Source organism: uncultured Streptomyces sp. (assembly GCF_947488945.1).
Classification (GTDB): domain Bacteria; phylum Actinomycetota; class Actinomycetes; order Streptomycetales; family Streptomycetaceae; genus Streptomyces.
In genome coordinates this window covers 1-25,759 of sequence record NZ_CANLBS010000041.1, presented here as the reverse complement: position 1 = coordinate 25,759, position 25,759 = coordinate 1, and the positions used below count along the sequence as shown (strand labels likewise).

Annotated in this window: 20 protein-coding genes; 10 read left to right on the top strand and 10 right to left on the bottom strand. The window is 73.4% G+C overall.

The window, feature by feature from the left end:
- From Q0994_RS33260 to Q0994_RS33225, 8 genes are all read left to right on the top strand, one after another.
- Positions 1–1,614 (top strand): peptidase C14 (locus Q0994_RS33260; protein WP_299542338.1); only part of this gene is annotated, 1,614 nt, incomplete at its 5' end.
- A 56-nt stretch (positions 1,615–1,670) separates the two neighbouring features.
- A complete protein-coding gene (locus tag Q0994_RS33255; protein WP_299542336.1) occupies positions 1,671–2,927 on the top strand; it encodes a Gfo/Idh/MocA family protein in 1,257 nt (418 codons plus the stop codon).
- Positions 2,924–4,225, top strand: a complete 1,302-nt coding sequence (locus Q0994_RS33250) for an extracellular solute-binding protein (protein WP_299542334.1) — start codon at positions 2,924–2,926, stop codon at positions 4,223–4,225. Before Q0994_RS33255 ends, Q0994_RS33250 begins: the two co-directional genes overlap by 4 nt.
- 129 nt (positions 4,226–4,354) lie before the next feature.
- Entirely contained in the window at positions 4,355–5,260 is a 906-nt protein-coding gene (locus Q0994_RS33245; RefSeq protein WP_299542332.1) for a carbohydrate ABC transporter permease, read from the top strand.
- A gap of 2 nt (positions 5,261–5,262) precedes the next feature.
- Positions 5,263–6,210 carry a carbohydrate ABC transporter permease gene (locus Q0994_RS33240; protein WP_299542330.1) on the top strand — a complete coding sequence of 316 codons (948 nt, stop codon included), beginning with the start codon at positions 5,263–5,265 and terminating at the stop codon, positions 6,208–6,210.
- A gap of 23 nt (positions 6,211–6,233) precedes the next feature.
- Positions 6,234–7,262 carry an NAD(P)-dependent oxidoreductase gene (locus Q0994_RS33235; protein ID WP_299542340.1) on the top strand — a complete coding sequence of 343 codons (1,029 nt, stop codon included), beginning with the start codon at positions 6,234–6,236 and terminating at the stop codon, positions 7,260–7,262.
- An 8-nt stretch (positions 7,263–7,270) separates the two neighbouring features.
- Complete coding sequence (locus Q0994_RS33230) at positions 7,271–8,353, top strand: dihydrodipicolinate synthase family protein (RefSeq protein WP_299542328.1); 1,083 nt, start codon at positions 7,271–7,273, stop codon at positions 8,351–8,353.
- The gene (locus Q0994_RS33225) at positions 8,337–9,386 is read left to right on the top strand and encodes a hydroxyacid dehydrogenase (protein ID WP_299542326.1); all 1,050 of its coding nucleotides are present in this window, start codon (positions 8,337–8,339) and stop codon (positions 9,384–9,386) included. The genes Q0994_RS33230 and Q0994_RS33225 overlap by 17 nt, the downstream gene beginning before the upstream one ends.
- A 61-nt stretch (positions 9,387–9,447) precedes the next feature.
- Here the strand turns inward: Q0994_RS33225 and Q0994_RS33220 are convergent, their stop codons facing one another.
- From Q0994_RS33220 to Q0994_RS33200, 5 genes are all read right to left on the bottom strand, one after another.
- On the bottom strand, positions 9,448–11,154 hold the full coding sequence (locus tag Q0994_RS33220) for an NAD(P)/FAD-dependent oxidoreductase (protein ID WP_299542324.1): 1,707 nt from the start codon (positions 11,152–11,154) through the stop codon (positions 9,448–9,450).
- Positions 11,155–11,256: 102 nt separating this feature from the next.
- Positions 11,257–12,066: a carbon-nitrogen hydrolase family protein gene (locus tag Q0994_RS33215; RefSeq protein ID WP_299542321.1), complete on the bottom strand. Its 810-nt coding sequence runs from the start codon at positions 12,064–12,066 to the stop codon at positions 11,257–11,259.
- 300 nt (positions 12,067–12,366) lie between these two features.
- The gene (locus Q0994_RS33210; RefSeq protein WP_299542319.1) at positions 12,367–12,825 is read right to left on the bottom strand and encodes an Lrp/AsnC family transcriptional regulator; all 459 of its coding nucleotides are present in this window, start codon (positions 12,823–12,825) and stop codon (positions 12,367–12,369) included.
- 144 nt (positions 12,826–12,969) lie between these two features.
- Positions 12,970–14,427, bottom strand: a complete 1,458-nt coding sequence (locus tag Q0994_RS33205) for an aldehyde dehydrogenase family protein (protein WP_299542317.1) — start codon at positions 14,425–14,427, stop codon at positions 12,970–12,972.
- 179 nt (positions 14,428–14,606) lie between these two features.
- A complete protein-coding gene (locus Q0994_RS33200; RefSeq protein WP_299542315.1) occupies positions 14,607–16,073 on the bottom strand; it encodes a GuaB1 family IMP dehydrogenase-related protein in 1,467 nt (488 codons plus the stop codon).
- Positions 16,074–16,429: 356 nt separating this feature from the next.
- On the opposite strand from Q0994_RS33200, the gene Q0994_RS33195 reads away from it, so the two are divergent.
- Positions 16,430–17,485, top strand: coding sequence for a terpene cyclase (locus tag Q0994_RS33195; RefSeq protein ID WP_299542313.1), 1,056 nt, complete (start codon positions 16,430–16,432; stop codon positions 17,483–17,485).
- A 127-nt stretch (positions 17,486–17,612) separates the two neighbouring features.
- Here the strand turns inward: Q0994_RS33195 and Q0994_RS33190 are convergent, their stop codons facing one another.
- From Q0994_RS33190 to fmt, 4 genes are all read right to left on the bottom strand, one after another.
- Complete coding sequence (locus Q0994_RS33190; protein WP_299542311.1) at positions 17,613–18,659, bottom strand: sugar-binding transcriptional regulator; 1,047 nt, start codon at positions 18,657–18,659, stop codon at positions 17,613–17,615.
- A 78-nt stretch (positions 18,660–18,737) separates the two neighbouring features.
- Complete coding sequence (gene rpe / locus Q0994_RS33185; protein ID WP_299542309.1) at positions 18,738–19,421, bottom strand: ribulose-phosphate 3-epimerase; 684 nt, start codon at positions 19,419–19,421, stop codon at positions 18,738–18,740.
- A 367-nt stretch (positions 19,422–19,788) separates the two neighbouring features.
- Complete coding sequence (locus Q0994_RS33180; RefSeq protein WP_299542307.1) at positions 19,789–21,222, bottom strand: RsmB/NOP family class I SAM-dependent RNA methyltransferase; 1,434 nt, start codon at positions 21,220–21,222, stop codon at positions 19,789–19,791.
- A 180-nt stretch (positions 21,223–21,402) separates the two neighbouring features.
- Positions 21,403–22,335: a methionyl-tRNA formyltransferase gene (gene fmt, locus Q0994_RS33175; protein WP_299542305.1), complete on the bottom strand. Its 933-nt coding sequence runs from the start codon at positions 22,333–22,335 to the stop codon at positions 21,403–21,405.
- Positions 22,336–22,784: 449 nt separating this feature from the next.
- Here fmt and Q0994_RS33170 point away from each other — a divergent pair, with 449 nt between their 5' ends.
- Positions 22,785–23,357: a hypothetical protein gene (locus Q0994_RS33170; RefSeq protein WP_299542303.1), complete on the top strand. Its 573-nt coding sequence runs from the start codon at positions 22,785–22,787 to the stop codon at positions 23,355–23,357.
- Between the two features lie 34 nt (positions 23,358–23,391).
- Here the strand turns inward: Q0994_RS33170 and Q0994_RS33165 are convergent, their stop codons facing one another.
- Entirely contained in the window at positions 23,392–25,536 is a 2,145-nt protein-coding gene (locus Q0994_RS33165; RefSeq protein WP_299542301.1) for a primosomal protein N', read from the bottom strand.
- Positions 25,537–25,759 lie beyond the last annotated feature (223 nt).

Sequence of the window (25,759 nt, the reverse complement as noted above, 5' to 3'; positions counted from 1 at the left end):
ACCACCGGCATCGAACCCAACACCCACGACAACCCCTTCGGCGCCGTCCTCGCCTTCACCGGCACCCCCACCGACACCAAGGTCGTCCACACCCTCACCGCGCCCATGCCGGACCTCAGTGATCTCTTCGAGGTCGGCGACTCCGGGGCGTTCGAAACCGGGCAATGGTGGGCGCTCCAGACCGACGTCGTCTCGGGGACGTACGAGCGCGAGATCCAGCGGCTGGTCCAGATCACCGACGTGGTGGACGGCTCGCACGTCCGGGTCAACTACCAGATCGGCTGGGACCTCGCGGCGGGCCGCACCCTGACCTGGACCCGGGTCGACCCGGTCCAGCAGGTGCATGTGCGCAACATGGTCTTCGAGGGCTGGGGCGAGGACGAGATGACCGGCTCGCACCCGGTCAGCTACGAGTACGCGGTCCACTGCGACGTCTCCGGCATCCACGCCACCGGGACCTTCTGGCCCGTGATCATGCGCCGCTGGTGCACGTACTTCCGCACCGAGCAGTGCTCGCTCGCCAACCCGAAGTCGGTCACCTACGGCGGGGCCGGCTACCTCACCCAGCAGATCTACTGCCTCTACGGGCACGTCGAGGACTGCCACACCTCCAACGCCCGCCACTTGAACGACTTCACCGCGTCCGCCTACTGCTACGTGACCAACTGCCACGGCGACGGCGACGACCAGGGGCCGTTCGTGACGCACGGCCAGTTCGAGCACGACCTCGTCTTCACCGGCAACAGCGGACTGATGACCTTCGCCAACTCCGGTGCCGCGTGGGGCGGACGGGCCAAGCGGATCACCGTCCGGCGGCACGCCTGCTCCTGGTTCGTGGCCCGGGTGAAGATCACCGACCTGACGCTGGAGGACGTGCACGTCCAGGGCAAGAAGTCGCTCGCCGGCTCCGGGATGCTCTGGGTCAACGCCGACGGGGTGCAGTTGCGCGGCTGCACCGCGAGCGGCCCGCTGATCGTGTCCCAGGCGTCCGCGCTCTCCGCGCGGCCCAACGTGGTCGCCGACTCGGCGTTCGCGTTCGCCGCCGGGGCCGAGATCACCCAGGCCAACGTCACCGCGCCGGTCCACCTGGTGCGCACGACGCTCGCGGGCGTCGCCGGAGCCGTCCTCAACGGCACTGGGCCGCTCGTCCTGGACGGCTGCACGGTCACCGGCTCCCCGTCCGCGGCCCCGCTGCGGGTGGCCCACGGCGACGTCACCGTCCGCGGCGGGACCTTCCGGGACAGCGGGATCACGCTGTCCTCGGCCAAGGACCAGCGACTGCGGGTCGACGGGACCACACTCACCGGCAGCAACGAGGCCGCGGCCTTCCTCGCCCGGACCGGTGGCGCCCGGACCGTCGACTGGAGGCTCTCCGGGCTGGACTCGACGGCCACCGGGGAGACGGCCCATCTGCTGGTGACGGACGGCCCCAACCGCTACCGGGCGACGGGCTGCGCCTTCACCGGCGGCCGGATCGAACTGCGGCCCGCCGCGTTCGCCGACGACGGCAGCCATCTGCTGCACGCCTCCTGCGTCGAGGACGGCACGGTGCGGACCGCGCTGCCGGACGAGGGCGGGCGGATCACGCACACCGCCGGCAACCTGCGCCTCTGACCTCCCGGCGCACCCCCGCACACACCCCGACACCCCACCGAACGGCAAGGATGCGCGTGTCCATGCATACCCCGATCACCGGCCGCCCGGTGCGGGTCGCCCTCGTCGGCGCCGGCAACCGCGGCCTGACCTACGCCCAGTGGATCAAGAACCACCCCGACCGCGCCGAACTCGTCGCGGTCGCCGACCCCCGGCCCGCCGCCCGGGAGGCGTCCGGCGCGCCGCTCCGGTTCGACGACTGGCGGCCGCTCGCCGAGGAGCGGATCGCCGACGCCGTCATCGTCGCCACCCAGGACCGGATGCACGTGGAACCGGTCCTGGCGCTGGCGGAGGCCGGTTACGCGATCCTCGCCGAGAAGCCGCTCGCCCCGACCGAGGAGGAGACCCGCCGGATCGTCGAGGGGGTACGGCGGGCCGGGGTGCTGTTCGCCGTCTGCCACGTCATGCGATACACGCCGTACACCGACCTGGTGAAAGGCGTGGTCGACTCCGGGGTGCTGGGCCGGCTCGTCTCGCTGGAGCACCTGGAGCCGGTCGGCTGGTGGCACTACGCGCACAGCTACGTGCGCGGCCCGTGGCGCAGCGAGCGGGAGTCCTCCCCCATGCTGCTCGCCAAGTCCTGCCACGACCTGGACTGGATCGCGTACGTCATGGGCGCCCGCATCGAGCAGGTGACCGGCTTCGGCGGCCTCGCGCACTTCCGGCCGGAGAACGCTCCCGAGGGGTCGGCGGAGCGCTGTCTCGACTGTGCGGTCGAGCCCGAATGCCCCTACAGCGCACCGAAGTTGTACATGCCGACGCTGCGGGAGCGGGGCCACGTCTGGCCGGTCACCCATGTGACGGACGAGACCGACGAGGCGGGGCTCGTGCGGGCCCTGCGCGAAGGTCCGTACGGGGTGTGCGTGTACCGGAGCGACAACGACGTCGTCGACCACCAGGTGCTCGCCATGCAGCTCACCGGCGGGGTGACCGCCACCTTCCAGATGATGGCGTTCACCGAGCAGACGCACCGCCAGACCAGGGTGTTCGGCTCGCACGGCTGGCTGACCGGTGACGGCGAACGTGTCACCGTGCAGGACTTCCGTACCGGGGCCACCACCGTCCACTCGACGGGCGCCTCCGGGTCCAACGCCGGGGACGGCCACGGGGGCGGGGACTTCCGGCTGGTCGAGGCGTTCGTCACCGCCGTCGCCACCGGCGACCCCACGGCCGTCCGCTCCGGCCCCGGCACCTCGCTCGGCTCCCACCTGGCCGCGTTCGCCGCCGAACGCGCCCGTCACACCGGCACCGTGCAGCGGGTGCCGGCCGCATGACCCCGCTCATCCCCACCCCCGCCACCTCGGAGGAAACCCTCATGTCCGCTCTGCCGCACCGGCGTTCCGGAGTCCGCGCGCTCGTCGTCCCCGTCCTCGCCTCCGCACTCGCCGCCGGGGTGCTCGCCGGCTGCGGCGGCAGCGGTGACGACGACGGCGCCGTCACCATGTGGACCTACCCCGTCATCTTCGACGAGGCGAAGAACAAGGAGTACTGGGACGGCCTGGTCGGGGCGTTCGAGAAGGAGCACCCGGGCGTGACCGTGAAGGTCGAGACGTTCCCCTGGGCCAACCGGGACACCGCGCTCGCGACCGCCATCGCCTCCGGAAAGGGCCCGGACGCCGTCTACCTGATCCCGGACCAGATGCCGAAGTACGCGGCGAACATCGTCCCCGCCGACGAGTACATGCCCGCCGACGCCAGGGCCGACTACACCGACTTCGCGCTGAAGTCCGTCACCTACCAGGACAAGGTGCTCGGCACCCCCGTGCTGACCAGCGCCAACCCGCTGATCTGCGACAAGCGGGTCTTCGACGCCCTCGGGCGGAGCGACTACCCGACGTCGTGGGAGGACCTGTCGGCGCTGGCGCCCGCGCTGAAGAAGAAGGGCTTCTACGCGACCAGCTACAGCGGCGACACCCAGCAGACCCTGAACATGACGTTCTACCCGCTGCTCTGGCAGGCCGGGGGCGACGTCTTCTCGAAGGACGGCTCCCGGGTCGCCTTCGCCGAGGCGCCGGGGGTCGAGGCGCTCACCTACCTGAAGAAGCTGGTGGACGGCGGATACACCGACAAGGACCTGGTGACGGCCACCCCGAAGCTGGAGCAGACGCCCGTCGCCCGCGGCAAGGTCGCCTGCACCTGGCAGAACACCCCGGCCGACGTCGAGCCGTTCTGGGGCAAGGAGAACACCGTCGTACGGCCGCCGCTGACCGGCACCGAGTCGGTGGGCTACGGCACGGTCGGCGCGCTGTCGATGCTGAAGGGCGCCGACAAGAAGAACACCGGCGACTGGCTGAACTTCGTGGCCGAGTCGAAGAACACCGCCGGGCTGGAGAAGAGCGCCGGATACTTCCCGGCGCGGACCTCCGGCGGCGACCTCTACCCGGGCGACGCCCTGCAGAAGGCCGTGGCCGACACCCTGCCGAGCATGACGGTGGGCCCGCTGCACGACAAGTCCCGCGAGGTCATGGGCGTCCTCGCGCCGGAGATCCAGGCGGCGCTGCTCGGCAAGAAGTCGCCGCAGCAGGCGCTGGACGACGCGGCGAAGGCCGCACAGGCGATGCTCGGCCGCTGACCCCGGCCCGCCTCCCCGCCTCCCCCGCTCCGGCCGGCCCTCCGGCCGGTCCGCGGGAGGCGGGCTCCCGGGGGCCGCACCCGCGGCCCCTTCCCGCCCCACCCTCCCCCGTACCGCAAGGAGATCCCCGTGGCAGTCGTCGCGGAACACACCCGCCGGGGCCGTCGCAGCGGGCCGCAGGCGCGCCGCGAGGCCCGGATCGGCCTGCTCTTCGTCCTCCCGTGCTTCCTGCTCTTCCTGGCGTTCCGGTTCGGCCCCGGCGTCGCCGGCGTGCTGATGAGCTTCACCGACTACAGCCTCACCGGGGGCGGCAGCTTCGTCGGCCTCGACAACTTCACCCGCCTGTGGGCCGATCCGCTGTTCTGGCAGGCGCTGAAGGTCACCGTCCTCTACACCGTGCTCGCCGTGCCCGGCACGATCGCCGCCTCCGTCGCGCTGGCGCTGATCACCCGGCGGGCGTTCCGCGGGGCCAGGTTCTTCCGCTCGGTCTTCTTCCTGCCGGTGGTGACCTCACTGGTCCTCGCGGCCACCGTCTTCGTCTGGATCTTCTCCACCGGCGGCCCGTGGTCGAACCTGATGGGCCTGCTCGGCTTCTCGGAGAGCTCATGGCTCTCCGACGACCTGCTGGTGCTGCCGGCGCTGGCGATCGTGGGCGTCTGGTCCCGTTTCGGCTACGGGATGCTCATCCTGCTGGCCCGGATGCAGGACATCCCGCGCGAGCTGGAGGAAGCGGCCCTCACCGACGGCGCGGGCCCCTGGCAGCGGTTCCGGCACATCGTGCTGCCGCAGCTCAAACCGGCCCTGTTCTTCCTCGCGGTGATCGAGACGACCGCGTCGTTCCAGGTGTTCGACGCCGTCTACACGATGACCGGGGGCGGCCCCGCCAACGCCAGCTACACGCTCGTCTTCCAGCTGTACGACGCGGGCTTCAAGTACTTCGACCTCGGATACGCCGCCGCTATCGGGGTGGCGCTGTTCGTGCTGACCGTGGTGGTCGCCGTGATCCAGCGACTCGTGATCGGGAAGGACCAGTGACCATGACCGGGACCACCGTGGCGCCCCAGGCGCCCCCCGTCGACCAGATCCCCGCCCCCGCGACCGCCGCGGACCGCCGGGCGGCGCGCCGGCTGCGCAGGGAGTCGGAGCGCGACACCGTGCCGGCCGGGCTGAAGCCCTCGCGGGCGGGCCGGATCGCGCGCGCCGCGCTGCTGACCGTCGCGGCCGTGGCCACCGTCTTCCCGTTCTACGCGATGGTGGTGCTCTCGCTGAAGCCGTCCGCGGCGGTCGAGTTCCCCGGCAGCCTGCTGCCGTGGCCGCTGACCGGCGAGGCGTACGACACGGTGATGGGCGCGCAGAACGTGCCGCGCTGGCTGTTCAACACCCTGGTGTACTCGGTCGTCTCCGTGGTCGGCGTGCTGCTGCTCGCCTCGCTGGCGGGGTACGCGTTCGCCAAGAAGCGGTTCCCCGGCCGGGAGACGATGTTCTGGTCGTTCCTGTCCATGGTGATGGTGCCGTACCACGTCACCATGATCCCGACCTTCGCGATGATCGCCAAGCTCGGCGGGGTGGACACGTACTGGGGTCTGATCGTGCCGACCCTCGCCAACGCCCAGGCGGTCTTCCTGATGCGGCAGTTCATCCAGGGGTTGCCGGACGAGCTGTTCGAGGCGGCCCGGCTGGACGGCTGCGGCGAGTGGCAGATCTTCTACCGGATCGTGCTGCCGCTGCTGAAGCCGATCCTCGCCACGCTGGGCGTCTTCGTCTTCCTGTGGCACTGGAACGACTTCCTCTGGCCGCTGATCGTCGGCCAGTCCACCGACATGCGCACGCTGACCGTGGGCATCGCCTCGCTCCAGCAGCAGAACGTGCCGCTCAACGTGGTGCTGTCGGGCTCCGTCATCGCGTTCGTGCCCATCTTCGCCGCGTACCTGGTGGGCCAGCGCTACTTCACCGAGGGCGTCACCGCGTCCGGGATCAAGGGATAGCCGAGATGTACACCGACGAGGAGATGTTCACCGACGAGGCCGCGCTCGAGGAGCGGCTGTCCGCCCCCTCCCCCGCGCTCGTCGCGGACCTCGCGGGGCTCGAAGGGGACCTGCTGGTGCTGGGCGCGGGCGGGAAGATGGGTCCCAGCCTGTGCCGGCTGGCCCGCCGCGCGCTGGACGCGGCCGGCCGCACGGACGTGACGGTGTACGCCGTCTCCCGCTGGTCGGACCCGGCCGCCGCCGAGGCGCTGGAGGCCGCCGGGGTGCGCGCCCTCGCCTTCGACCTGATGGATCCGCGGGCCGACCTGGGGCGGCTGCCCGACGCGGGCGCCGTCGTCTTCATGGTCGGCGCCAAGTTCGGCTCCAGCGGGGCCCCTTCGCACGCCTGGGCGGTCAACGCGGCCCTGCCGGACCGGGTGGTGCGCCGCTGGCCGGCCGCCCGGATCTCCGCCTTCTCCACCGGCAACGTCTACCCCTTGGTGGACGTCGCCTCGGGCGGCTGCACCGAGGACGACCCGGTCGCCCCGGTCGGCGAGTACGCCATGTCGTGCCTGGGGCGCGAGCGGATCTTCGGCCACGCCGCGCTCACCCGGTCCACCCCGGTCGCGGTGATCCGCCTCAACTACGCGGTGGACCTGCGCTACGGCGTGCTCGCCGACGTCGCCGCACGCGTCAGGGCCGGCGAGCCGGTCGACGTGACGACGGGGCACGCCAACGTCGTCTGGCAGGGGTACGCCAACGAAGTGGCCCTGCGGGCGCTGCTCCACGCCACCGGCGAGGAGCCGTTCACCCTCAACCTCACCGGCCCCGAGACGGTGTCGGTGCGCCGGCTGGCCCACTGGTTCGGCGCGGAGTTCGACCGGGAGCCCGTCTTCACGGGCGCCGAGGCGCCGACGGCGCTACTCTCCGACGCGAGCCGCTGCCACGCCCTGTTCGGTTACCCCGGCGTGCCGCTGCGGACCCTGGTCCGGATGCAGGCCGACTGGCTGCGCCGGGGGCTGCCGCTCTCGGGGAAGCCCACCAAGTTCCAGGTCCGCGACGGAAGGTTCTGATCCACCCCATGCCCACCCCCACACAGCCCACCACCGGGCAGCCCACCACCGCGCCGCCCGCGACCCCGCTCGGCGTACTGCGCGCCGGCGCGGTGATCCCGGCCCATCCGCTGGCCCTGCACGAGGACGGGACCTTCGACGAACGCCGTCAGCGCGCCCTCACCCGCTACTACCTGGCCTCGGGCGCGGGCGGGGTCGCGGTCGCCGTGCACACCACCCAGTTCGAGATCAGGGAACCGGCGAACGGCCTGTTCCGGCCCGTGCTGGAGCTGGCGGCCGAGACCGTCGACGCGGAGGCCGGCCGCCCGTTCGCCAAGATCTCCGGCGCCTGCGGCTACACCGCCCAGGCCGTCGCGGAGGCGGAGACCGCGGCGGAACTCGGCTACGACGCCGTGCTGCTGAGCCCCGCCGTTCCCGGCGCCGACGAGAAGGGGCTGCTGGACCGGGCCCGCGCGGTCGGCGAGGTGCTGCCGGTGATCGGCTTCTACCTCCAGGAGGCCGTGGGCGGGCGGTATCTCTCCCCCGCCTTCTGGTCCGCCTTCACCGACCTGCCCTCCACCGTCGCCGTGAAGATCGCCCCGTTCGACCGGTACCGCACCGCCGACGTGGTGCGCGCGGTGGCCGCCGCGGACCGGTCCGGCGAGGTCGCCCTGTACACGGGCAACGACGACGACATCATCGGCGACCTGCTCACCCCGTACGCCACCGCCGACGGCACGCTCCGGTGGTTCGCGGGCGGGCTGCTGGGCCAGTGGGCCGTCTGGACCGGGGCGGCCGCGGCGCTGTTCGACGACGTGCGCGCGGCACGGGCCGGCGACCACGCGGCGGCGGTCCGCTGCCTGGCACGGCGCCCCCAGCTCACCGACGCCAACAGCGCGGTCTTCGACGTGCGCGGAGGCTTCCGCGGCTGCATCGCCGGGGTCCACGAAGTCCTGCGCCGTCAGGGCCTGCTGGCCAACATCCGGTGCCTCGACCCGGCGGAGACCCTGTCGCCCGGACAGTCCGAGGAGATCAGCCGGGTGGCCGGGGCCTACCCTTGGCTGACCGATGACGCCTTCGTTGCGGAGCACCTCGATGCCTGGCTCTCCTGAACCCGCGCCCGCACCGGCACCCGTTTCCGCCGGCTCCCGGCCGCGGGTGGTGGTCTCCGTACCGCCGCATCTGCGGGCGCAGTTCTTCACGCCCGAGGTGTGGGCGCGGCTGGCGGAGGCGGCGGAGCTGACCGTGCTGGACGAGCACCGCGACCGGGAGGCGCTGCTGGCAGCCGTGCCGGGCGCGCGGGCGCTGGTGCTGTCCTGGCGCAGCCCGCGGGTGGACGCCGAACTGCTCGATGCCGCCGACCGGTTGGAGCTGGTCGCGCACACCGGATCGGCGGTCGCCCCCTACGTCACCCCGGAGGTGTTCGCACGCGGGGTCCACGTCACCCAGGCGGGCGACGAGATGGCCCGGCCGGTCGCGGAGGTGGCGCTGGCCTTCACCCTGTCGCTGCTGCACCGCGTCCACCGGTTCGACCACGCGCTGCGGCGGGGGGCGGCCTGGGAGGAGGCGGGCGCGGCGCCGGAACGGCACGAGATCCACGGCAGCGAGATCGGGGTGATCGGCGCGTCCCGCACCGGGCGGGCGTACATCCGGATGGTGCGGGCGCTGGGCGCGCGGGTCGGCGTCATGGACCCGTTCCTGACGGAGGCGGACGCCGCGGAGCTGGGGGTGGAGCGGGTCGGCCTGGAGACGCTGCTGTCGCGGAGTCGGATCGTCGCGGTGCACGCGCCGGTGACGGTGGAGACCCACCACATGCTGGGGGCCCGGCAGTTGGCGCTGATGCCGGACGGCGCCGGGCTGGTGAACACCGCCCGGTCGTGGCTGGTGGACCAGGACGCGATGCTCGCCGAGCTGGCGTCGGGGCGGCTGGACGCGGCGATCGACGTCTTCGACGAGGAGCCTCTGCCGCCGGAGCACCCGCTGCGGGCGCTGCCGAACGTGCTGCTCACCCCGCACCAGGCGGCGGGCAGCGTGGAGTGCCGGCAGCGGCTCGGCGCGAGCGCGGCGGACGAGGTGCTGCGGCTGCTGTCGGGGCGGCCCCTCGCGCACCCGGTGACGGTCGACGCCCTGGCCCGGCTGCGCTGATCCGCCGGTGGCGGGGCGGCCGTGCCGTCCCGCCACCGGCCCCGCCCGTACGCCCGCCCCGTCAGTCCTCCGGCAGCTCCACCGGAGCGATCTCGTCGAACAGGTCGCCGGGTCCCGGGTTGGTCGGGTCGGTGGCGCCGCCGAACTGGGCCATGACGCCCCAGACGGCGTTCAGCGCGGTCTGCACCGCGCCCTCGGCCCACCCGGCGGTCCAGGAGATGTCGTCGCCGGCCAGGAAGATGCCCCGCTTGTCGGCGGGCAGCCGGTCCTGCATGAAGTGGGTGAACAGCCGCCGCTGGTAGCGGTAGTGGCCCGGCAGATTGGCCTTGAACGCGCCCATGAAGTACGGCTCGTTCTCCCAGGAGACGGTCACCGGGTTGCCGATGATGTGCTTGCGGATGTCGACGTTCGGGTAGATCTCGCCGAGCGACTTCAGCATCACGTCCATCCGCTCCTTCGGCGACAGCGGCAGCCACTTCAGGCTGTCGTCGCACCAGGTGTAGGAGAGGCAGATGACGGCGGGCTTGCCGGGCCCGTCGTCCAGCAGGTACGTGCCGCGGGTCATCCGGTCGGTGAGCGTCATGGACAGGGTGTCGCGCCCGGTGGGATCGCCCCGGTCGTCGACGGCCTCGTCCAGCCAGAACGGCCGGTCGACGGGGACGAACAGCTTGGACGACTCCATGTAGTGGGTGCGCTCCATCGCCGTCCAGTGGTCGATCGGGAAGAGCGCGTCGTCGCAGGCGATCTTGGAGAGCAGCAGCCAGGACTGTCCGGTGAAGACGACGGCCCGGTAGGACCTGATGTCGCCGTCCGCGTCGGTGACGGTGACGCGGTTGCCCGCGGTCCGGTCGAGCCGGGTCACGCCGGGGCGCGGCTCGCCGCCGTGCAGGGAGGCCAGCGAGGTGCCGCGCGGCCAGTGGACCAGCTTGGCGGGCTCGCGTTCCCACAGCCGCAGCGGGAGCTGCTGGCTGCCGCCGACGATGGAGCGGTGGTGGTCGTCGGCCTCGGTGTAGACGACGCGCAGGATCTCCAGGATGGAGTTGGGGAAGTCGGTGTCCCAGCCGCCGGTGCCGAAGCCGACCTGGCCGAAGATCTCCCGGTGCCGGAACGAGGAGAACGCCTCGGACGCGCAGAGGAAGCCGTAGAAGGTCTGGTTGTCGAGCTTCTCGACCAGCGCGGACCAGATCGCCCGGATCCGGGGGACGTCCCGTTCGCGCATCGCGCGGTTCATGTCGGAGAAGTCGGCGCCCTCCTCCAGGCAGGTGTTCCACGCGTTCATCACGTCGCGGTAGACCTGCGGGAGGTCGTCGACGGTACGGGCGTAGTGCGACTCGCCCTTGAGGTCGACCACGGTCGAGGGGGTCGCCAGGGAGAGCGGGTTGGGGAACGGTCTGGTCTCCAGGCCCACCAGGTCGATGTAGTGCTGGAGCGCGGTGGACGAGGGCGGGAAGCGCATCGCGCCCATCTCCGCGGTCAGCGAGGGGTCGCAGCCGTCGAACCCGACGGTGCGCAGCCGGCCGCCGATCCGGTCGGCCTCGTAGACGACGGGCCGCAGCCCCATCTTCATCAGCTCGTACGCCGTGATGACGCCCGACAGCCCGGCCCCGATGACGGCGACCTCGGCTCCGTGCTCGGTCGCGGGGATCTGGCCGATGCCCGCGGGGTGGGCGAGGAAGTCGTCGTAGGCGTAGGGGAAGTCCGGCCCGAACATGGTGATCGGCGGGGCCGCGTCGGTGTGCTGGACGGCGTTGGGCACCGTGGACGTCATGGGTTCGGACTCCTTGCGGAAAGGTACGCGGCTGCGGCCCACGGGGGGCGGCGGTCGCAGGCGCCCGCGTGCGGCGGGGCGAGGGCGGGGCGGCGGGGCGGGTCAGCCCCGGGGGGAGGGGGCGGCGTAGAGGTCGGGGCGCCGGTCGAGGAGGTACGGGTTGGCGGCGCGCGAGGCGGCCAGCAGGTCCGGGTCCACCTCCCCGACGAGGAGTTCCTCGCCGCGGCCGGCGCGGCTGCGGACCGCGCCGTCGGGACCGGCCAGGCAGCTCAGCCCGACGAACTCGAACGCGCCTTCCTGGCCTGCCCGGTTGACGTAGGCCACGTAGAGCTGGTTCTCGAACGCCCGTACCGGGACGACGGATTCGGCGACGAACTGGTAGGGGTGCATCTGCGCGGTGGGGACCAGCAGCAGGTCCGTCCCGGCGAGCGCGTGCGCCCGTACGTTCTCCGGGAACTCGACGTCGTAGCAGACCAGCATCCCGAGGCGGACGCCGTCGAGTTCGGCCTGGACCACCGCGTGGTCGCCGGGGGTGAACCAGCGGCGCTCGAAGTCGCCGAAGAGGTGGGTCTTGCGGTAGTGGGCGAGCGCGGTCCCGTCGGCGCCGACGAGCTGCACGGAGTTGTGCAGCAGTTCCCCGGAGCGTTCCGGGTAGCCGTAGAGGACGGCCAGCGCGTGGCGCCGGGCGATCTCGGCGACGGCGTGGAAGCCGGGACCGTCGGCCGGTTCGGCGAGCGCGGGCACCCGGTCGCCGAGGGCGTATCCGGTGAGGTACATCTCGGAGGTCACCAGCAGCCGGGCGCCGGCCGCGGCGGCCCGTCGCGCCGCCGCGTCGAGGAGTTCCAGATTGGTGTCCACGGCGCCGGGCCTGCCCGAGCTCTGGAACAGGGCGGTGCGCAACGACGACGGCATGGCTGACCTCGGCAGGGACGGGCGGGGTGGGGAGACGTATCGACGGTACGGTTCGGGGCGACGCCGGACAAGACGCGAGCGTTGCGCGCCGACCGTCGATCCGTTGCGTCTTCACGCCCGATCGCGGCGATTCGTTGCGCCCATGGTTTCCGCAGGTCAGCGGCGTGATCCCGGTCTCCTCGGCAGGGAGGCGTCCGGACCGCAGGGGCACGCGCGCCGGAGGCCGGGGCGGGGGCGTCCGGGGCGCCGCGGTGGCAGGTCCCCGAGACCGGGCCTCCCCGCTCGGTCCGCGCGCCGCCGCTACGGTGTCGGCGCGCCCGAGGAGTAGCGGCGCAGCAGCGGGGAGAGCACCAGGACGGACTTGGTCCGCTCGACCCAGGGCTCGCCCGCGATCCGTTCCAGAACCTGCTCGAAGTGGCGCATGTCTGCGGCGAACACCTGCACCAGCGCGTCGGCGTCCCCGGTGACGGTGGAGGCGGACGCGATCTCCGGGTACCGCGCGAGCCCTCGCTTGATGGCCTCGGGCGAGGTGTTGCGGCTGCAGTGGATCTCGATGTAGCCCTCGGTCTGCCACCCCAGCGCCGCCGGGTCGACCCGGACGGTGAAGCCGGTGATCGCCCCTTCGGCCCGGAGCCGGTCCACCCGGCGTTTCACGGCGGGGGCGGAGAGTCCGACGAGCGCGCCGATGTCGGCGTACGAGCGCCGGGCGTCCTCGGCGAGGGCGTGCAGGATGCGTTCGTCGAGGTCGTTCAGGCGCACGTCGGGCGGTCGCTTCTCTGGGGGCCGGTCACGGGGGCGGCGGCAGGTGCCGCCCCCGCAGTAGACCATGACCGCCCCGGCGGCCGCGCGGCGGCGCGGACGGTTCGTGCGGGGCGGCCGGGGGCGGAGAGGGACCGGAGCGGATCAGAAGGGGAACTGGGTGTGGCCGCGCTGGATGGAGATCCACTTCTGCGTGGTGAAGGACTCGACGGTGGACTCGCCGTTGAGCCTGCCGAGCCCGGAGTTCTTGACGCCGCCGAAGGGCACGATCGGCTCGTCGTTCACCGTGCCGTCGTTGATGTGGATCATGCCGGTGTGGATGCGCTGCCCCACCCGGACGCCGCGCTCGATGTCCGCGGTGTGCACGGCGCCGCTGAGGCCGTAGGGGGTGTCGTTGGCGATGCGGACCGCCTCGTCCTCGCCGTCGAACGGGATCAGCAGGGCGACCGGGCCGAAGATCTCCTGCTGGAGGACGGGCGAGTCGGGGGCGATGCCGGTGAGCACGGACGGGCCGACGAGGTTGTCCTCGGTGGTGCCGTGCAGCAGCGCGGTGGCGCCCGCCTCGATGGTCTGCGCGACCAGCCGGGTGACGGCCTCGGCCTGGTTGCCGTTGATCAGGGGGCCGATCTGTGTGGTGGGGTCGGCCGGGTCGCCGACCTTCAGGGAGGCCACCTTGGCGACGAACTTCTCGGTGAACTCCTGCTCGACGGCGCGGTCGACCAGGATGCGGTTGGCGGCCATGCAGACCTGTCCCTGGTGGACGAAGCGGCTGAAGACGGCCGCGTCGACCGCGTAGTCGATGTCGGCGTCGTCCAGGACGATCAGGGCGCTGTTGCCGCCGAGTTCGAGCACCACCCGCTTGAGGTGGGCGGCCCCGACGGTGGCGACGTGGCGGCCGACCTTGTCCGAGCCGGTGAAGGAGATGACCTGGGGCACCGGGTGCTCCAGCAGCGCGTCGCCGATCTCCGCGATGTCGGTGACGACGACGTTCAGCAGCCCGGCGGGCAGCCCGGCGTCCTCGAAGATCCTGGCGATCAGGGTGCCGCCGCAGATCGGGGTGTTCTGGTGCGGCTTGAGGACGACGGCGTTGCCGAGGGCGAGGGCCGGCGCGACCGACTTCAGGGAGAGCAGGAAGGGGAAGTTGAAGGGGCTGATGACGGCGACGACGCCGACCGGGTCGCGGTAGACCCGGTTCTCCTTGCCCTCGACCGGCGAGGGCAGGAGCTGCCCGGTGGGCCGCAGCGCGATCTGGATCGCCTCGCGGAGGAACTCCTTGGCCAGGTGCAGTTCGAAGGCCGCCTTCAGCCGGGTGCCGCCCAGCTCCGCGACGATGGCGTCGCCGATCTCGGACTCGCGCTCCTCGACGAGCCGCAGCGCCGTCTCCAGCACGCCGCGCCGGGCGTACGCGTTGGTCTCCGCCCAGCCCGGCTGCGCCCGTTCGGCGGCGCGGTAGGCCTCGTCGACCTCTTCGGCGGTGGCGACCGGGATGGAGGCGAGCTTCTCCCCGTCGTAGGGGTTGAAGTCGATGATGTCCCACGACCCCTTCCCCGGCCTCCACTTGCCGTCGATGTACTGCTGGGCCAGGTCAGTGAAGAAGGACATGAGATCCCTTACCGCAAGAGTGGGCAGGCAACTGAACGCGATTCATATTACTGACGATGGAACGGAGTTGAAGAACGTTATCGGCCTGCCGGGCCGGTGCGGACGGCTCCCGGGAACGCCACTGCCCCCGCGACGCGAGGTCGTGGGGGCAGCGGGGTGGACGGGGGATGCCGGACGGCTCAACTCCAGCTGGCGTGCAGCGGCTTGCCCTCGGCGTAACCGGCGGCGCTCTGCACTCCGGCGACCGCCTTCTCGGCGAACTCCGTGAGCGACGCGGCGCCGGCGTAGGTGCAGGAGGAGCGGACGCCCGCGACGATGGAGTCGATCAGGTCCTCCACGCCCGGCCGGGTCGGGTCGAGGAACATACGCGAGGTGGAGATGCCCTCCTCGAAGAGCGCCTTGCGGGCCCGGTCGTAGGCGGACTCCTCGGAGGTCCGGTTCTTCACGGCCCGCGCCGACGCCATCCCGAAGGACTCCTTGTAGAACCGGCCGTCGGCCGACTGCTGGAGGTCGCCCGGGGACTCGTACGTCCCGGCGAACCAGGAGCCGATCATCACGTTGGACGCGCCCGCGGCGAGCGCCATCGCCACGTCGCGCGGGTGGCGGACGCCGCCGTCCGCCCAGACGTGCTTGCCGTACTTCTTGGCCTCGCGGGCGCATTCCAGCACCGCGGAGAACTGCGGGCGGCCCACGCCGGTCATCATCCGGGTGGTGCACATGGCGCCCGGCCCCACGCCGACCTTGATGATGTCCGCGCCGGCCTCGATCAGGTCCCGGACGCCGTCGGCGGCGACGATGTTGCCCGCCACGATCGGCACCCGGGGGTCGAGCGCCCGGACCGCGCGGATCGCGCTGATCATGGATTCCTGGTGGCCGTGGGCGGTGTCCACGACGAGGGTGTCCACGCCGGCGGCGAGCAGCTGCGCGGCCTTGCCGGCCACGTCGCCGTTGATCCCCACGGCGGCGGCGATGCGCAGCCTGCCGTCGGCGTCGGTGGCCGGGGTGTACAGGGTGGCGCGCAGGGCCGCCTTGCGGGTGAGGATGCCGACCAGCCGGCCGTCCGCGTCCACGGCGGGGGCGAGCTTGCGGTTGGCGCCGTCGAGCTGGTGGAAGGCGTCGCGCGGGTCGATCTTCGCGTCGAGCACCAGGAGGTCCTTGGACATGACCTCGGAGAGCTGGGTGAAGCGGTCCACGCCGGTCAGGTCGTGGTCCGTGACGACGCCGACGGGCCGCCCCTCCCCGTCCACGACGACCCCGGCGCCGTGGGCGCGCTTGGGCAGCAGGGACAGGGCGTCCGCCACGGTCTGGCCGGGGGCCAGCACGATGGGGGTGTCGAGCACCAGGTGCCGGGTCTTGACCCAGGAGACGACCTCGGTGACGACGTCGATCGGGATGTCCTGCGGGATCACGACGAGCCCGCCGCGACGGGCGACGGTCTCGGCCATCCGGCGGCCCGCGATGGCCGTCATGTTCGCGACGACGAGCGGGATGGTGGTGCCGGTGCCGTCGGGCGAGGAGAGATCCACCGCCTGGCGCGAAACCACCGCCGACCGGCCCGGGACCATGAAGACGTCGTCGTAGGTGAGGTCGTAGGGGACGGTGGGGGCGTCCGTGTAGCGACCGGTTCCTGGCTCAAGAAAACGCATAACACTCATGTTTTCATACGAATCGGTGTCGGTCGCGCCCCGAAGGCACAGCAAAACGACGCCGACCTCGTACGTTCCTCCAAGAGCGCGGGAGCGCTCTCCGTGGCCTTCCGGACACGAGGATGCGCCGCTCCCACCGTGACGCTACCCACCCTCCGAGCGGTGTACACGGTTCCGCTCCTACCGGCTCCGCAGCGCCCGAACGAGATCCGAACCACTCCCCCACATGACTGCTGGACCGGGTGACGCGCACTCAGGTAGCTTCGAAAGCGCAGGTCTTGGGGGTGGCCCGGCCCTCGCCGACGATCTCCGTGCCGCCCGTGACGCGTTCGACCGGAGAGGAACCGGATCCGCCTGTGGAGAGCGAACTGCCGGACATCTACTGCCCTTTCCCCCAGCGGACCAATCCGCACGTCGGCGGCACCCGGGAGCACCTCGACGCCTGGACCCGACAGACCGGACTGGTCAACCGCCCCTCGGCCCGACAGCGCTTCGAACAAGCCGACTTCGCGTCGTTCGTCGGCATGGTCCACCCCACCGCCGCCAAGGACGATCTGGACCTGGTGGCGGACTGGTTCGTGTGGCTGTTCCTCGTCGACGACCAGCTCGACGACGGCCACCTCGGCCGCACCCCGGAGCGGGTGCGCGACGTCGTCGCCCGGATGCGGGCAGTGATCGACGGCACGGCACCCGAGCCGTTGCCCGGCGAGGACCCGCCCGCCGCCGTGGTGGCGCTCGCCGACCTGTGGGGGCGCACCACGCCCGGCACCGCGCCGCACTGGCGCACCCGCTTCGCCTGGCACCTGGTGTCCTACCTGACGACCGCCACCACCTGGGAGGCGGGCAACAGGGCCGCCGGTGAGGTGCCGTCCGAGGAGACGTACATAGCCAAGCGCCGGCACACCGGGGCGATCCACGTCTGCATGGACCTCATCGAGATCGTGACCGGCATCGAGGCGCCGGAGTCGATCCACAACGACCCCCGGTTCATCACCGCGCTGGAAGCCTCCTGCAACGTCGTCTGCTGGGCCAACGACGTCTACTCCTACGAGAAGGAGCAGGTGCTCGGCGAGATCCACAACCTCGTCCACCTGGTCCGCCACCACCGCGGCCTCGGCGAGCAGGAGGCCCTCGACCTCGTCGCGGAGCGGATCGCCACCGAGACCGAGCGCTTCCTCGCGGCCGAGGACGAACTGCTCGACCTGTATCCGGGGCTCAACGGGCTGCTCGTCCCCTACCTCGACGGCATGCGGAGCTGGATGCGCGGCAATCTCGACTGGTCCCGGCTGACACCCCGGTACGACCCGGCCGACGTCGACCAGTACACGGAGCCGGAGGAGTACCTGGAGGAAGCGGTGCTGGGTGTGGCGCCCGAGCACGTGGTGCACGGCCCGCCCGACCCGCGCGGCTGAGGCACCCGCACGACAGCCCTCCGCACTCCCAGCACTCCGCACCACGGCACTCCGCACGACGCGAAGGGGGCGGCCCGGACACCGGGAGTGTCCGGGCCGCCCCCTTCGGGTGCGTGCCGCACCGCGCTCAGTCGTCCGGGTCGGCCCGCTCCAGGGCCGGGCGGGCGCCGGCGGTGGACTCGGTCAGCAGGTAGTCGGCGGCGGCGGTGTCCGTCACCAGGCTGGTGACCAGGCCGGACCGCAGCACCGCGCCGATGGCCGCGGCCTTGCGCTGGCCGCCCGCGATGGCCACCACCTCGGGGATGCGCCGGAGCCGGTCCGCCTCGACCGTGATGCACCGCTCGCCGAGGTCCCGGCCGACCCGGCGGCCGTCCGCGTCGAAGAGGTGCGCGGACATCTCGGCGGCGACGCCGAGCGAGGCGTAGTGCGCCCGCTCCTCGTCGGTGAGCATGTCGTGGACGGTCGAGATGCCGGGTTCCCAAGAGCCGATGGACACCGCGGCGACCGTCACCTTGTCGAAGTACTCGAAGGCGCGGGCGATGCCCGTCTGGTGCCGCAGCGCCGCCGCGGTCGCCGAGTCCGGCAGCAGCATCGGCGCGTAGATCGGGTGGGCCTCGCCGCCCGACACCTGGGCGGCCCGCCGGACCGCCTCCACCGAGCCGCGCTCCGCCGTGCCGGCGTCGTAGACCCCGGTGAGTTGCACGACCGTGCACGGCGGCAGCTGGTCGAGCGCCGCCGCCATGTGGATCGTGGACCGGCCCCAGGCCAGTCCCAGCACGTCCCCCTCGTTGACCAGCTCGCCCAGCAGCTCGGCCGCCACCTCCCCGAGGTTCTCGGGGTCGGGGGCGTCCTCCTGCTCCTCCGCAGGGGACTCCACGACCACCGCGTGCCGCAGTCCGTACCTGGCCCGCAGCGCGTCGGAACGCTCCGCGTCCAGCTCCGCCGGAACCCGGATCTCGATCCGCACGAGATCACGTTCGAGGGCCGTCTCCAGGACCCTGGCCACCTTGAAGCGGCTCACGCCGAACTCCTCGGCGATCTGGATCTTGGACTTCCCCTCCAGGTAGAACCGGCGCGCCATGGCCGCCGCCTGCACCAGCTCCGCGGGTCCCATCCGCATGGCTGACCGACCCGCCGAGATGCCCGACACCGCGATCTCCTCACTGCTGTTCACACGCTCGCTACGCCGCTCATCCTGTCAGATCCGGCGCTCTCCGAACGGCCCGTCGGGCCGCGTTCATCTGCCCTTGGCTCAGTGGCCGCACGCTCGGGGCACTCCCGCCGCGGCCGCCTCGGCCTGAGCCCGCAGACCGCGCACCGCCGCCGCCGGGTCGTCGGCGCCGTAGACCGCAGAACCGGCCACGAAGACGTCCGCGCCGGCCTCCGCGCAGCGCTCGATGGTGGTGGCCGAGACCCCGCCGTCCACCTGGAGCCACAGGTCGAGACCGTGCTTGGCGATCAAGGCCCGGGTGCGGCGGATCTTCGGCAGCATGATGTCGAGGAAGGCCTGCCCCCCGAACCCCGGCTCCACCGTCATGATCAGCAGCATGTCGAGCTCGGGCAGCAGGTCCTCGTACGGCTCGATCGGGGTGGCGGGCTTCAGCGCCATGGAGGCGCGGGCGCCCTTTGCCCGGATCTCGCGCGCCAGCCGGACCGGCGCGGCGGCGGCCTCCGCGTGGAAGGTGACGGAGCCGGCGCCCGCCTCGACGTACTGCGGAGCCCAGCGGTCCGCGTCCTCGATCATGAGATGGCAGTCGAGCGGGATGTCCGTGGCCCGGCTCAGCGACTCCACGATCGGGACGCCGAGCGTCAGATTGGGGACGAAGTGGTTGTCCATCACGTCGACATGGAGCCAGTCGGCGCCTTCGACGGCCTTCGCCTCCTCGACGAGACGGGCGAAATCGGCGGACAGGATGCTGGGGTTGATCTGGGCCATGCCCCCAGCCTGCCATGTTCCGGGACGCTCACCCGCCACAGTGCGCCCCAAAGCCTCACGGGGTGATTACAGTTCGAGCAGTCCGCCGCCCGGGAAGTCCTCCCGGCGCTCCCGCCCGACGGCGTCCCGCCCTCCGGCGGGGGCACGTACGCCGACCGCCACCGCCCCCTACGCACGGTGTCCAGAGCCCGCGCCGGACCGAGCGGGCCGCGCCGTACGGTGCCGTCGGGGCGCGGCGGCCGGGGACCGTAGCCGACGCGGCCGCTCCCCGCGCGCCCCGGCTCGTGCGACCGGCGTACGCGGGCTCAGCCCCGCGCCACCGGGACGCGCCGCCGCACACCGGTGCGCCGGTTCCCGCGGGCCGGCGTCACGCGGTCCGGCGGAGCAACGCCAGATACATCGCGTCCGTGCCGTGCAGGTGCGGCCAGAGCTGGACGTCGGGGCCGTCGCCGAGCGCGGGCACGCCGGGCATCAGCGGACGCGCGTCGACCCACTCCGCCTGCACCGGGTCGCCGCCGCGCCCCTTGAGCACGTCCTCCACGACGGTCCGGGTCTCGGCGAGGTGCGGCGAGCAGGTCGCGTAGCCGACGACGCCCCCGACGCGCACGGCCTTCATCGCCTCGCGCAGCAGGCCGCGCTGGAGCGGGGCGAATCCCTCCAGGTCCTCCGGCCGGCGCCGCCAGCGCGCCTCGGGGCGGCGGCGGAGCGCGCCGAGACCCGAGCAGGGCACGTCCATCAGAACCCGGTCGAAGCTGCCGGGCAGCCACGGCGGGCGGGTGCCGTCGGCGGTGACCACCTGGTAGGGGCCCGGGTTCCCGGCCAGCGCGCGCTCCACCAGCCGGGCGCGGTGCGGCTGCTTCTCCGCGGCGAGCAGGAACGCGTCCCGGCCGGCGGCCAGCGCGGCGAGCAGCGCGGCCTTGCCGCCGGGCCCCGCGCAGCCGTCCAGCCAGCGGGAGTCGGAGCCCTCCAGCGGGGCGGCGGCCAGGGCGGCGGCGACCAGTTGGCTGCCCTCGTCCTGCACCCCGGCACGACCGTCGCGCACCGCTGCCAGCGCCCCCGGTTCGCCGCCCTCGGCCATCCTCACCGCGTACGGCGACCAGCGGCCGGGCAGCCCGTTCTCCTCGCCCAGCGCGTCCAGCAGCTCGTCGGGGGTGGAGCGGCCGGGCCGGGCCACCAAGGTGACCTCGGGGCGCTCGTTGTCGGCCTCCAGCAGGTCCTCGATGCCCGCGCGGCCGCCGCCGAGGGAGTCCCAGAGCGCGGAGACCACCCAGCGGGGGTGCGAGTGGACCAGCGAGAGGTTGGCCTCGGGGTCGTCCTCGTAGGGCGGGGCGACCTTCTCGATCCAGCCGTCCAGGTCGTGCGCGGAGATCTTGCGCAGTACGGCGTTGACGAACTTGGCCCGTCCCTCGCCCAGCACCACCCTGGCCAGCTCCACGCTGGCGGAGACCGCGGCGTGGGTCGGGATGCGGGTGCCCAGGAGCTGGTGCGCGCCCATGGTGAGCACGTCCAGCACGGGCGGGTCCACCTCGCGCAGCGGCCGGTCCACGCAGGCAGCGATGATCGCGTCGTACGTGCCCTGCCGGCGGAGGGTGCCGTAGACCAGCTCGGTGGCCAGCGCGGCGTCCCGTGCGTCGAAGTCGCCCTTGGCGCGGGCCTTCTTCAGCAGCGGCGGCAGGACGAGGTTGGCGTACGCGTCGCGCTCGTCCACCGCCCGCATCGCCTCGAAGGCCAGGAACCGCACGGGGTCCTTCTGCGGGCGGCGGTGCGGCTTGGCGGGACGGCGCCGGGGCTGGTCGTTCACGTGAAAGGTGCTCCGCTGAGGGTGAGGGGACAACCCGTCCAGCCTACGTCGCCCGGCCGCCGGGCATCTCCGGGCCGCGGGCATCTCCGGCGGCCGGGCATCTCCGGGCCGCCGGGTGGGACGCACCCTCGCGGGCGGGCGCCCTGCCGGCCCCGGCGTCGCACCGCGGGCCCGGCGGGATCAGGCCCCGAGGATTTCGCCGGGCGCGATGCGCACACCGCGCGCCCAGTCGGCGGCCTGCATCGGCTTCTTGCCCTGCGGCTGGACCCAGAGCAGCTCGACGGCGTGCGATCCGGTGCCGACGTACACGTTCTTCTTGGCGGCGGCGATCTCGCCGGGGGCGAGGTCGCCGCGGTCCAGGACCGGGGCGGCGTGCACGATCTTCAGCCGCTCGCCTCGGAAGGTCGTCCAGGCGCCGGGTGCGGGGGTGCAGCCGCGCACCACCCGGTCGACCCGCAGCGCCGGATCGGTCCACCGCACCTGGGCGTCCTCCACCGTGATCTTCGGGGCGAGGGTGACACCCTCCTCGGGCTGCGGCACCGCGCGCAGGGTGCCGTCCTCGATGCCGTCCATCGTCGCCACCAGCAGCCCGGAGCCGGCGAAGGCGAGCCGGGTGAGCAGGTCACCGCTGGTGTCGGTGGGGCGGATCTCCTCGGTCAGCACCCCGAAGACCGGACCGGAGTCGAGCCCTTCCTCGATCTGGAACGTGGACGCCCCGGTGACCTCGTCACCCGCCATCACCGAGTGCTGGACGGGGGCCGCGCCGCGCCAGGCGGGCAACAGGGAGAAGTGCAGGTTGACCCAGCCGCGCGCCGGGATCTCCAGCGCGGACTTCGGGAGCAGCGCCCCGTAGGCGACGACGGGGCAGCAGTCCGGGGCGATCTCGCGCAGCCGCTCCAGGAACGCCTCGTCGCGGGGCCGGACGGGCTTCAGCACCTCGATGCCCGCCTCCTCGGCGCGGTCCGCGACGGGACTGGCGACCAGTCGGCGGCCCCGGCCGGCCGGGGCGTCGGGACGCGTGACGACCGCCGCCACCTCGTGGCGGCCGGAGGCGATCAGGGCGTCCAGCGCGGGGACGGCTACCTCGGGTGTGCCTGCGAAGACGAGCTTCATGGGTGGCTGACTGCCTCTCGGGGCGGTACGTACGGTGACGGGCAGCTCACCAGTCTATAAGGGGCCCGGGGCGGACGGCGCGGGGGCCGGGCGGGGGCCGGGGAGGGCCCGGCGGGAGCGGGCCGGCGCGTACGGGCCGGGGCCCGGCGGCCCGGAAGGGACGCCGGGGACGGGGGCCGGGCGGGCGGCCGGGGCCGCGACGGGCCGGCTCGGGGCGCGACGCCCGGGCGGCCTCCCGCGCGCCCCCTTCGGTACCGATGCGCTCCCCTACGCGCCGCGAAGAGGTCGTGCGGGGGCGCGCGGGAGGGCGTGCGCCCCGCGCATACGCACGGAGAACCCGATTGCGTGACCACATGCCCGACTGAAGCGTTGGTCAAAGGAGATTGACCGAGGTGGGCCGTCCCGAAGCGGCCCGATTCCGATTCAACGCCGGTTCGAGAGGCTTCTTCATGGCCGACCACGCAACCCACGACGCCCAAGCGCGGGCCAGCCTGCACCTGCTGGTGCGCGACATCGAGCGGGTCCGGCGGCAGGTGGACGCGCTGCGTACCCTCACCGCCCAGCTGGGCAACGTCTACCGCCCCCGCCGCTCCGGCCCCTCCTCGGGCTTCGTCGTCTACGGCAGGGCCCCGGCCCCCACCGTGCGGCTGGCCCAGGAGCTGCGGGACAGCGTCGAGACCCTGGTCACCGCCGCGGTCGACTTCGACCGTTCGCTCGGCTTCTCCTGGGACGCCGTGGGGTCGGCCCTGGGGGTCACCAAGCAGGCGGTGCACCGCCGTTACGGCTCCCGCCGGGCCGCCGCAGGCCAGAGCGGCGCCGCCCAGACCACGACCGAGTCGTCGGCGGCCGTGCCCCGGCCGGTCGGCATCGGGCCCGTGCCGGGGGCGCACGCCGCCGGCCCCGCCGCGCCGCTGCCCACGGTGCCCGCGGCGCGCTCCATGCCGCCACAGCCCTCGCAGAACGACCCCCTGCCCCGGGAGGAACTGCGCCCCGGCGTCTTCCCCGGCCCGCGCAACGGCTGACCCTCGCCGGTCCGCGCCGCCCGGCACCGGAGGGCTACCCGATGTCGGGCGGGTCGATCCTGATCCGCAGCGGGTCGCCCCCGCCCTTGGCGGTGCGGGCGGCCTGCGCCGTCTTGAGTGCGCCGGCCAGGGCCGCACCGCGCCCCGGCACCACCCGGATCAGCGCGCGTTCCCAGGTCTCCCCCACCGGGGGGTCCGAGGGCCTGCGCGGCCGGCCGGGGTCCGCGCCCCGCAGGGGGACGGGCCCCAGGATCTCCGCCCCGGCCGGCAGGTCCAGCGATCCGAGGAACCCGGCCAGCGCCTCCGTCGGACCGGCCACCGACGCCATCCGGGAGACCGGCGGGAAGCCCAGCTCGGCGCGCTCGGCCAGCTCCCGGCGGGCGAAGCCGGCCGGGTCCCACCGCACCAGGGCCTGCACCGGCCGCTGGGTCGGCTCCGCGACGACGACCACCGTGCCGCCCGCGTCCTGCCCCCGCACCAGCGAGGCGGCGTGGGTCCACCGGCGCAGCGCCTCCTCCCCCGCCCGCAGGTCGGGGCGGCCCAGCATCGCCCAGCCGTCCAGCAGCAGGGCCGCCGCGTAGCCTCCCTCGGCGACCGGTTCGGCGCCGGGCGTGGAGACGACCAGCGCCGGGGTGCCCGGTACCTCGTCCAGCACGTGGTCCCGCCCCGAGGTGCGCACCGGTACGGCGGGAAAGGCCCGGCCCAGCTCCTCGGCGGTCCGGCGGGCGCCGACGATCTGCGCCCGCAGGCGGTTCGAGCCGCAGTTCTCGCAGTGCCACGACGGCTCGGACCGGCCGCACCAGGCGCAGTCGAGGGCGTGGGCGTCCGGTGCCCGCAGCGGTCCGGCGCAGTGCCGGCAGCGGGCCGGGGTCCGGCAGCGCTCACAGGCCAGCCGGGGCGCGTACCCCCGGCGCGGCACCTGCACCAGCACCGGGCCGTCCTTCAGCCCGTCGCGCACCGCCTGCCAGGCGAGGCTCGGCAGCCGGGCGGTCCGCGCGGCGGAGTCCCGGCCGAGCTGTTCGTCGCCCACCGTGCGGATCAGGGGGGCTGCCGTACGCAGCACCGCGCGGTCCGCGGCCAGCGGCAGCGCCCAGCCGCTCTCCACGAGTTGCGCGGCCTCCACCGTGCAGCCGGTGGAGCCGAGCAGGAAGCCGCAGGGGCCGTGGGCGGCGCGCAGCTCCAGCACCTCGCGGACGTGCGGGAACGGGGCGTTGTCGTCGCTGTGGCTGGAGTCCCCGTCGTCCCAGACGGCCACGAGTCCGAGATCGGCGACCGGGGCGAACATCGCGGCCCGGGTGCCGACGACCGCCTTCACCGAACCGCGCCGCACCGCGAGCCACTGGCGGTAGCGCTTCTCCGGGCCGGACTCGGCGGTGAGCAGCGCGTGCCGCCCCTCCCCCAGCACCGCCGTGAGCGCGTCGTCGACCCGTGCGGCGGCCCGCCCGTCCGGGACGACGACGAGGGCGCCGCGCCCGGAGGCGAGCGTGGCGGCGACCGCGCGGGCGATCTCCTGCGACCAGTGCGGGCCAGGCAGCGCGGTCCACACCGCCCGCGGCGCACCGCCCTCGGCGAGGGCGCGCAGGAACGCGGGCCCGTTGGCGTACCGCTGCCAGGTGGCCGGCTCGGGCGCGGGGGGCGGCGGCAGCGGCTCGGGGGACGGCTTGGACTCGGCCCGGCCGTTGCGCGGGGGCACCGCGAGCTGGACGACGTCGGCGAGGCTGCCCGCGTACCGGTCGGCGACCGCCCGTGCCAGCGCCAGCAGTTCGGGTCCGAGCACCGGCTCGGGCGACACCACGTACGCGAGGGCGGCCAGCGCTCCCTGGTAGTCCGACGTCGCCCGGCGCTCGACGAGGAAGCCGTCGACGAGCCCGCCGCCCTCGCGCCGTCCGCCGCGCACCTGCCGCCCGCCCGCGCCGAACCGGACCCGCACCCGCACTCCCGGCTGCGCGTCGGCGTCCAGTTCGGCGGGCACGGCGTAGTCGAAGTACTGGTCGAGGTGCAGGACGCCCTTGTTCACCAGCACCCGCGCCACCGGCAGCTCCTCGGCGAGCGCGGCCCCCCGCCAGGTGCGCGGCTTCGCGCGCGGCACCTTGGCCCCGCGCACCGTCTCCCGGATCAGCGCAAGCTGCTCCGGCATCCCGGCCCCGGGCTCCTCGGCCCGCTCGTCGTCGCTGCTCACAGCTGAATTCCTACCAGAAGCCTCGGACATCGCGACGCGGCCGGTCCTCGCCGGGAACCGGGGCACGGCGGCGCCGTGAACGCCCCCGGGGCCCGGACACCTGTGTCGGTGTCCGGGCCCCGGGGGTGCGGTGCGGTGACGGGACTACAGGCCCGCGGCGGTGCGGAGGGCGTCGGTGCGGTCGGTGCGTTCCCAGGTGAAGTCGGGGAGTTCGCGGCCGAAG

What these genes read in the sequence shown, in the direction of transcription:
- Q0994_RS33205 (WP_299542317.1), bottom strand. Translation starts at nt 14,427, where the DNA reads ATGTCCTTCTTCACTGACCTGGCCCAGCAGTACATCGACGGCAAGTGG.
- Q0994_RS33250 (WP_299542334.1), top strand. Translation starts at nt 2,924, where the DNA reads ATGACCCCGCTCATCCCCACCCCCGCCACCTCGGAGGAAACCCTCATG.
- Q0994_RS33220 (WP_299542324.1), bottom strand. Translation starts at nt 11,154, where the DNA reads ATGACGTCCACGGTGCCCAACGCCGTCCAGCACACCGACGCGGCCCCG.
- Q0994_RS33225 (WP_299542326.1), top strand. Translation starts at nt 8,337, where the DNA reads ATGCCTGGCTCTCCTGAACCCGCGCCCGCACCGGCACCCGTTTCCGCC.
- fmt (WP_299542305.1), bottom strand. Translation starts at nt 22,335, where the DNA reads ATGAAGCTCGTCTTCGCAGGCACACCCGAGGTAGCCGTCCCCGCGCTG.
- rpe (WP_299542309.1), bottom strand. Translation starts at nt 19,421, where the DNA reads ATGGCCCAGATCAACCCCAGCATCCTGTCCGCCGATTTCGCCCGTCTC.
- Q0994_RS33215 (WP_299542321.1), bottom strand. Translation starts at nt 12,066, where the DNA reads ATGCCGTCGTCGTTGCGCACCGCCCTGTTCCAGAGCTCGGGCAGGCCC.
- Q0994_RS33240 (WP_299542330.1), top strand. Translation starts at nt 5,263, where the DNA reads ATGACCGGGACCACCGTGGCGCCCCAGGCGCCCCCCGTCGACCAGATC.
- Q0994_RS33200 (WP_299542315.1), bottom strand. Translation starts at nt 16,073, where the DNA reads ATGCGTTTTCTTGAGCCAGGAACCGGTCGCTACACGGACGCCCCCACC.
- Q0994_RS33170 (WP_299542303.1), top strand. Translation starts at nt 22,785, where the DNA reads ATGGCCGACCACGCAACCCACGACGCCCAAGCGCGGGCCAGCCTGCAC.
- Q0994_RS33230 (WP_299542328.1), top strand. Translation starts at nt 7,271, where the DNA reads ATGCCCACCCCCACACAGCCCACCACCGGGCAGCCCACCACCGCGCCG.
- Q0994_RS33235 (WP_299542340.1), top strand. Translation starts at nt 6,234, where the DNA reads ATGTTCACCGACGAGGCCGCGCTCGAGGAGCGGCTGTCCGCCCCCTCC.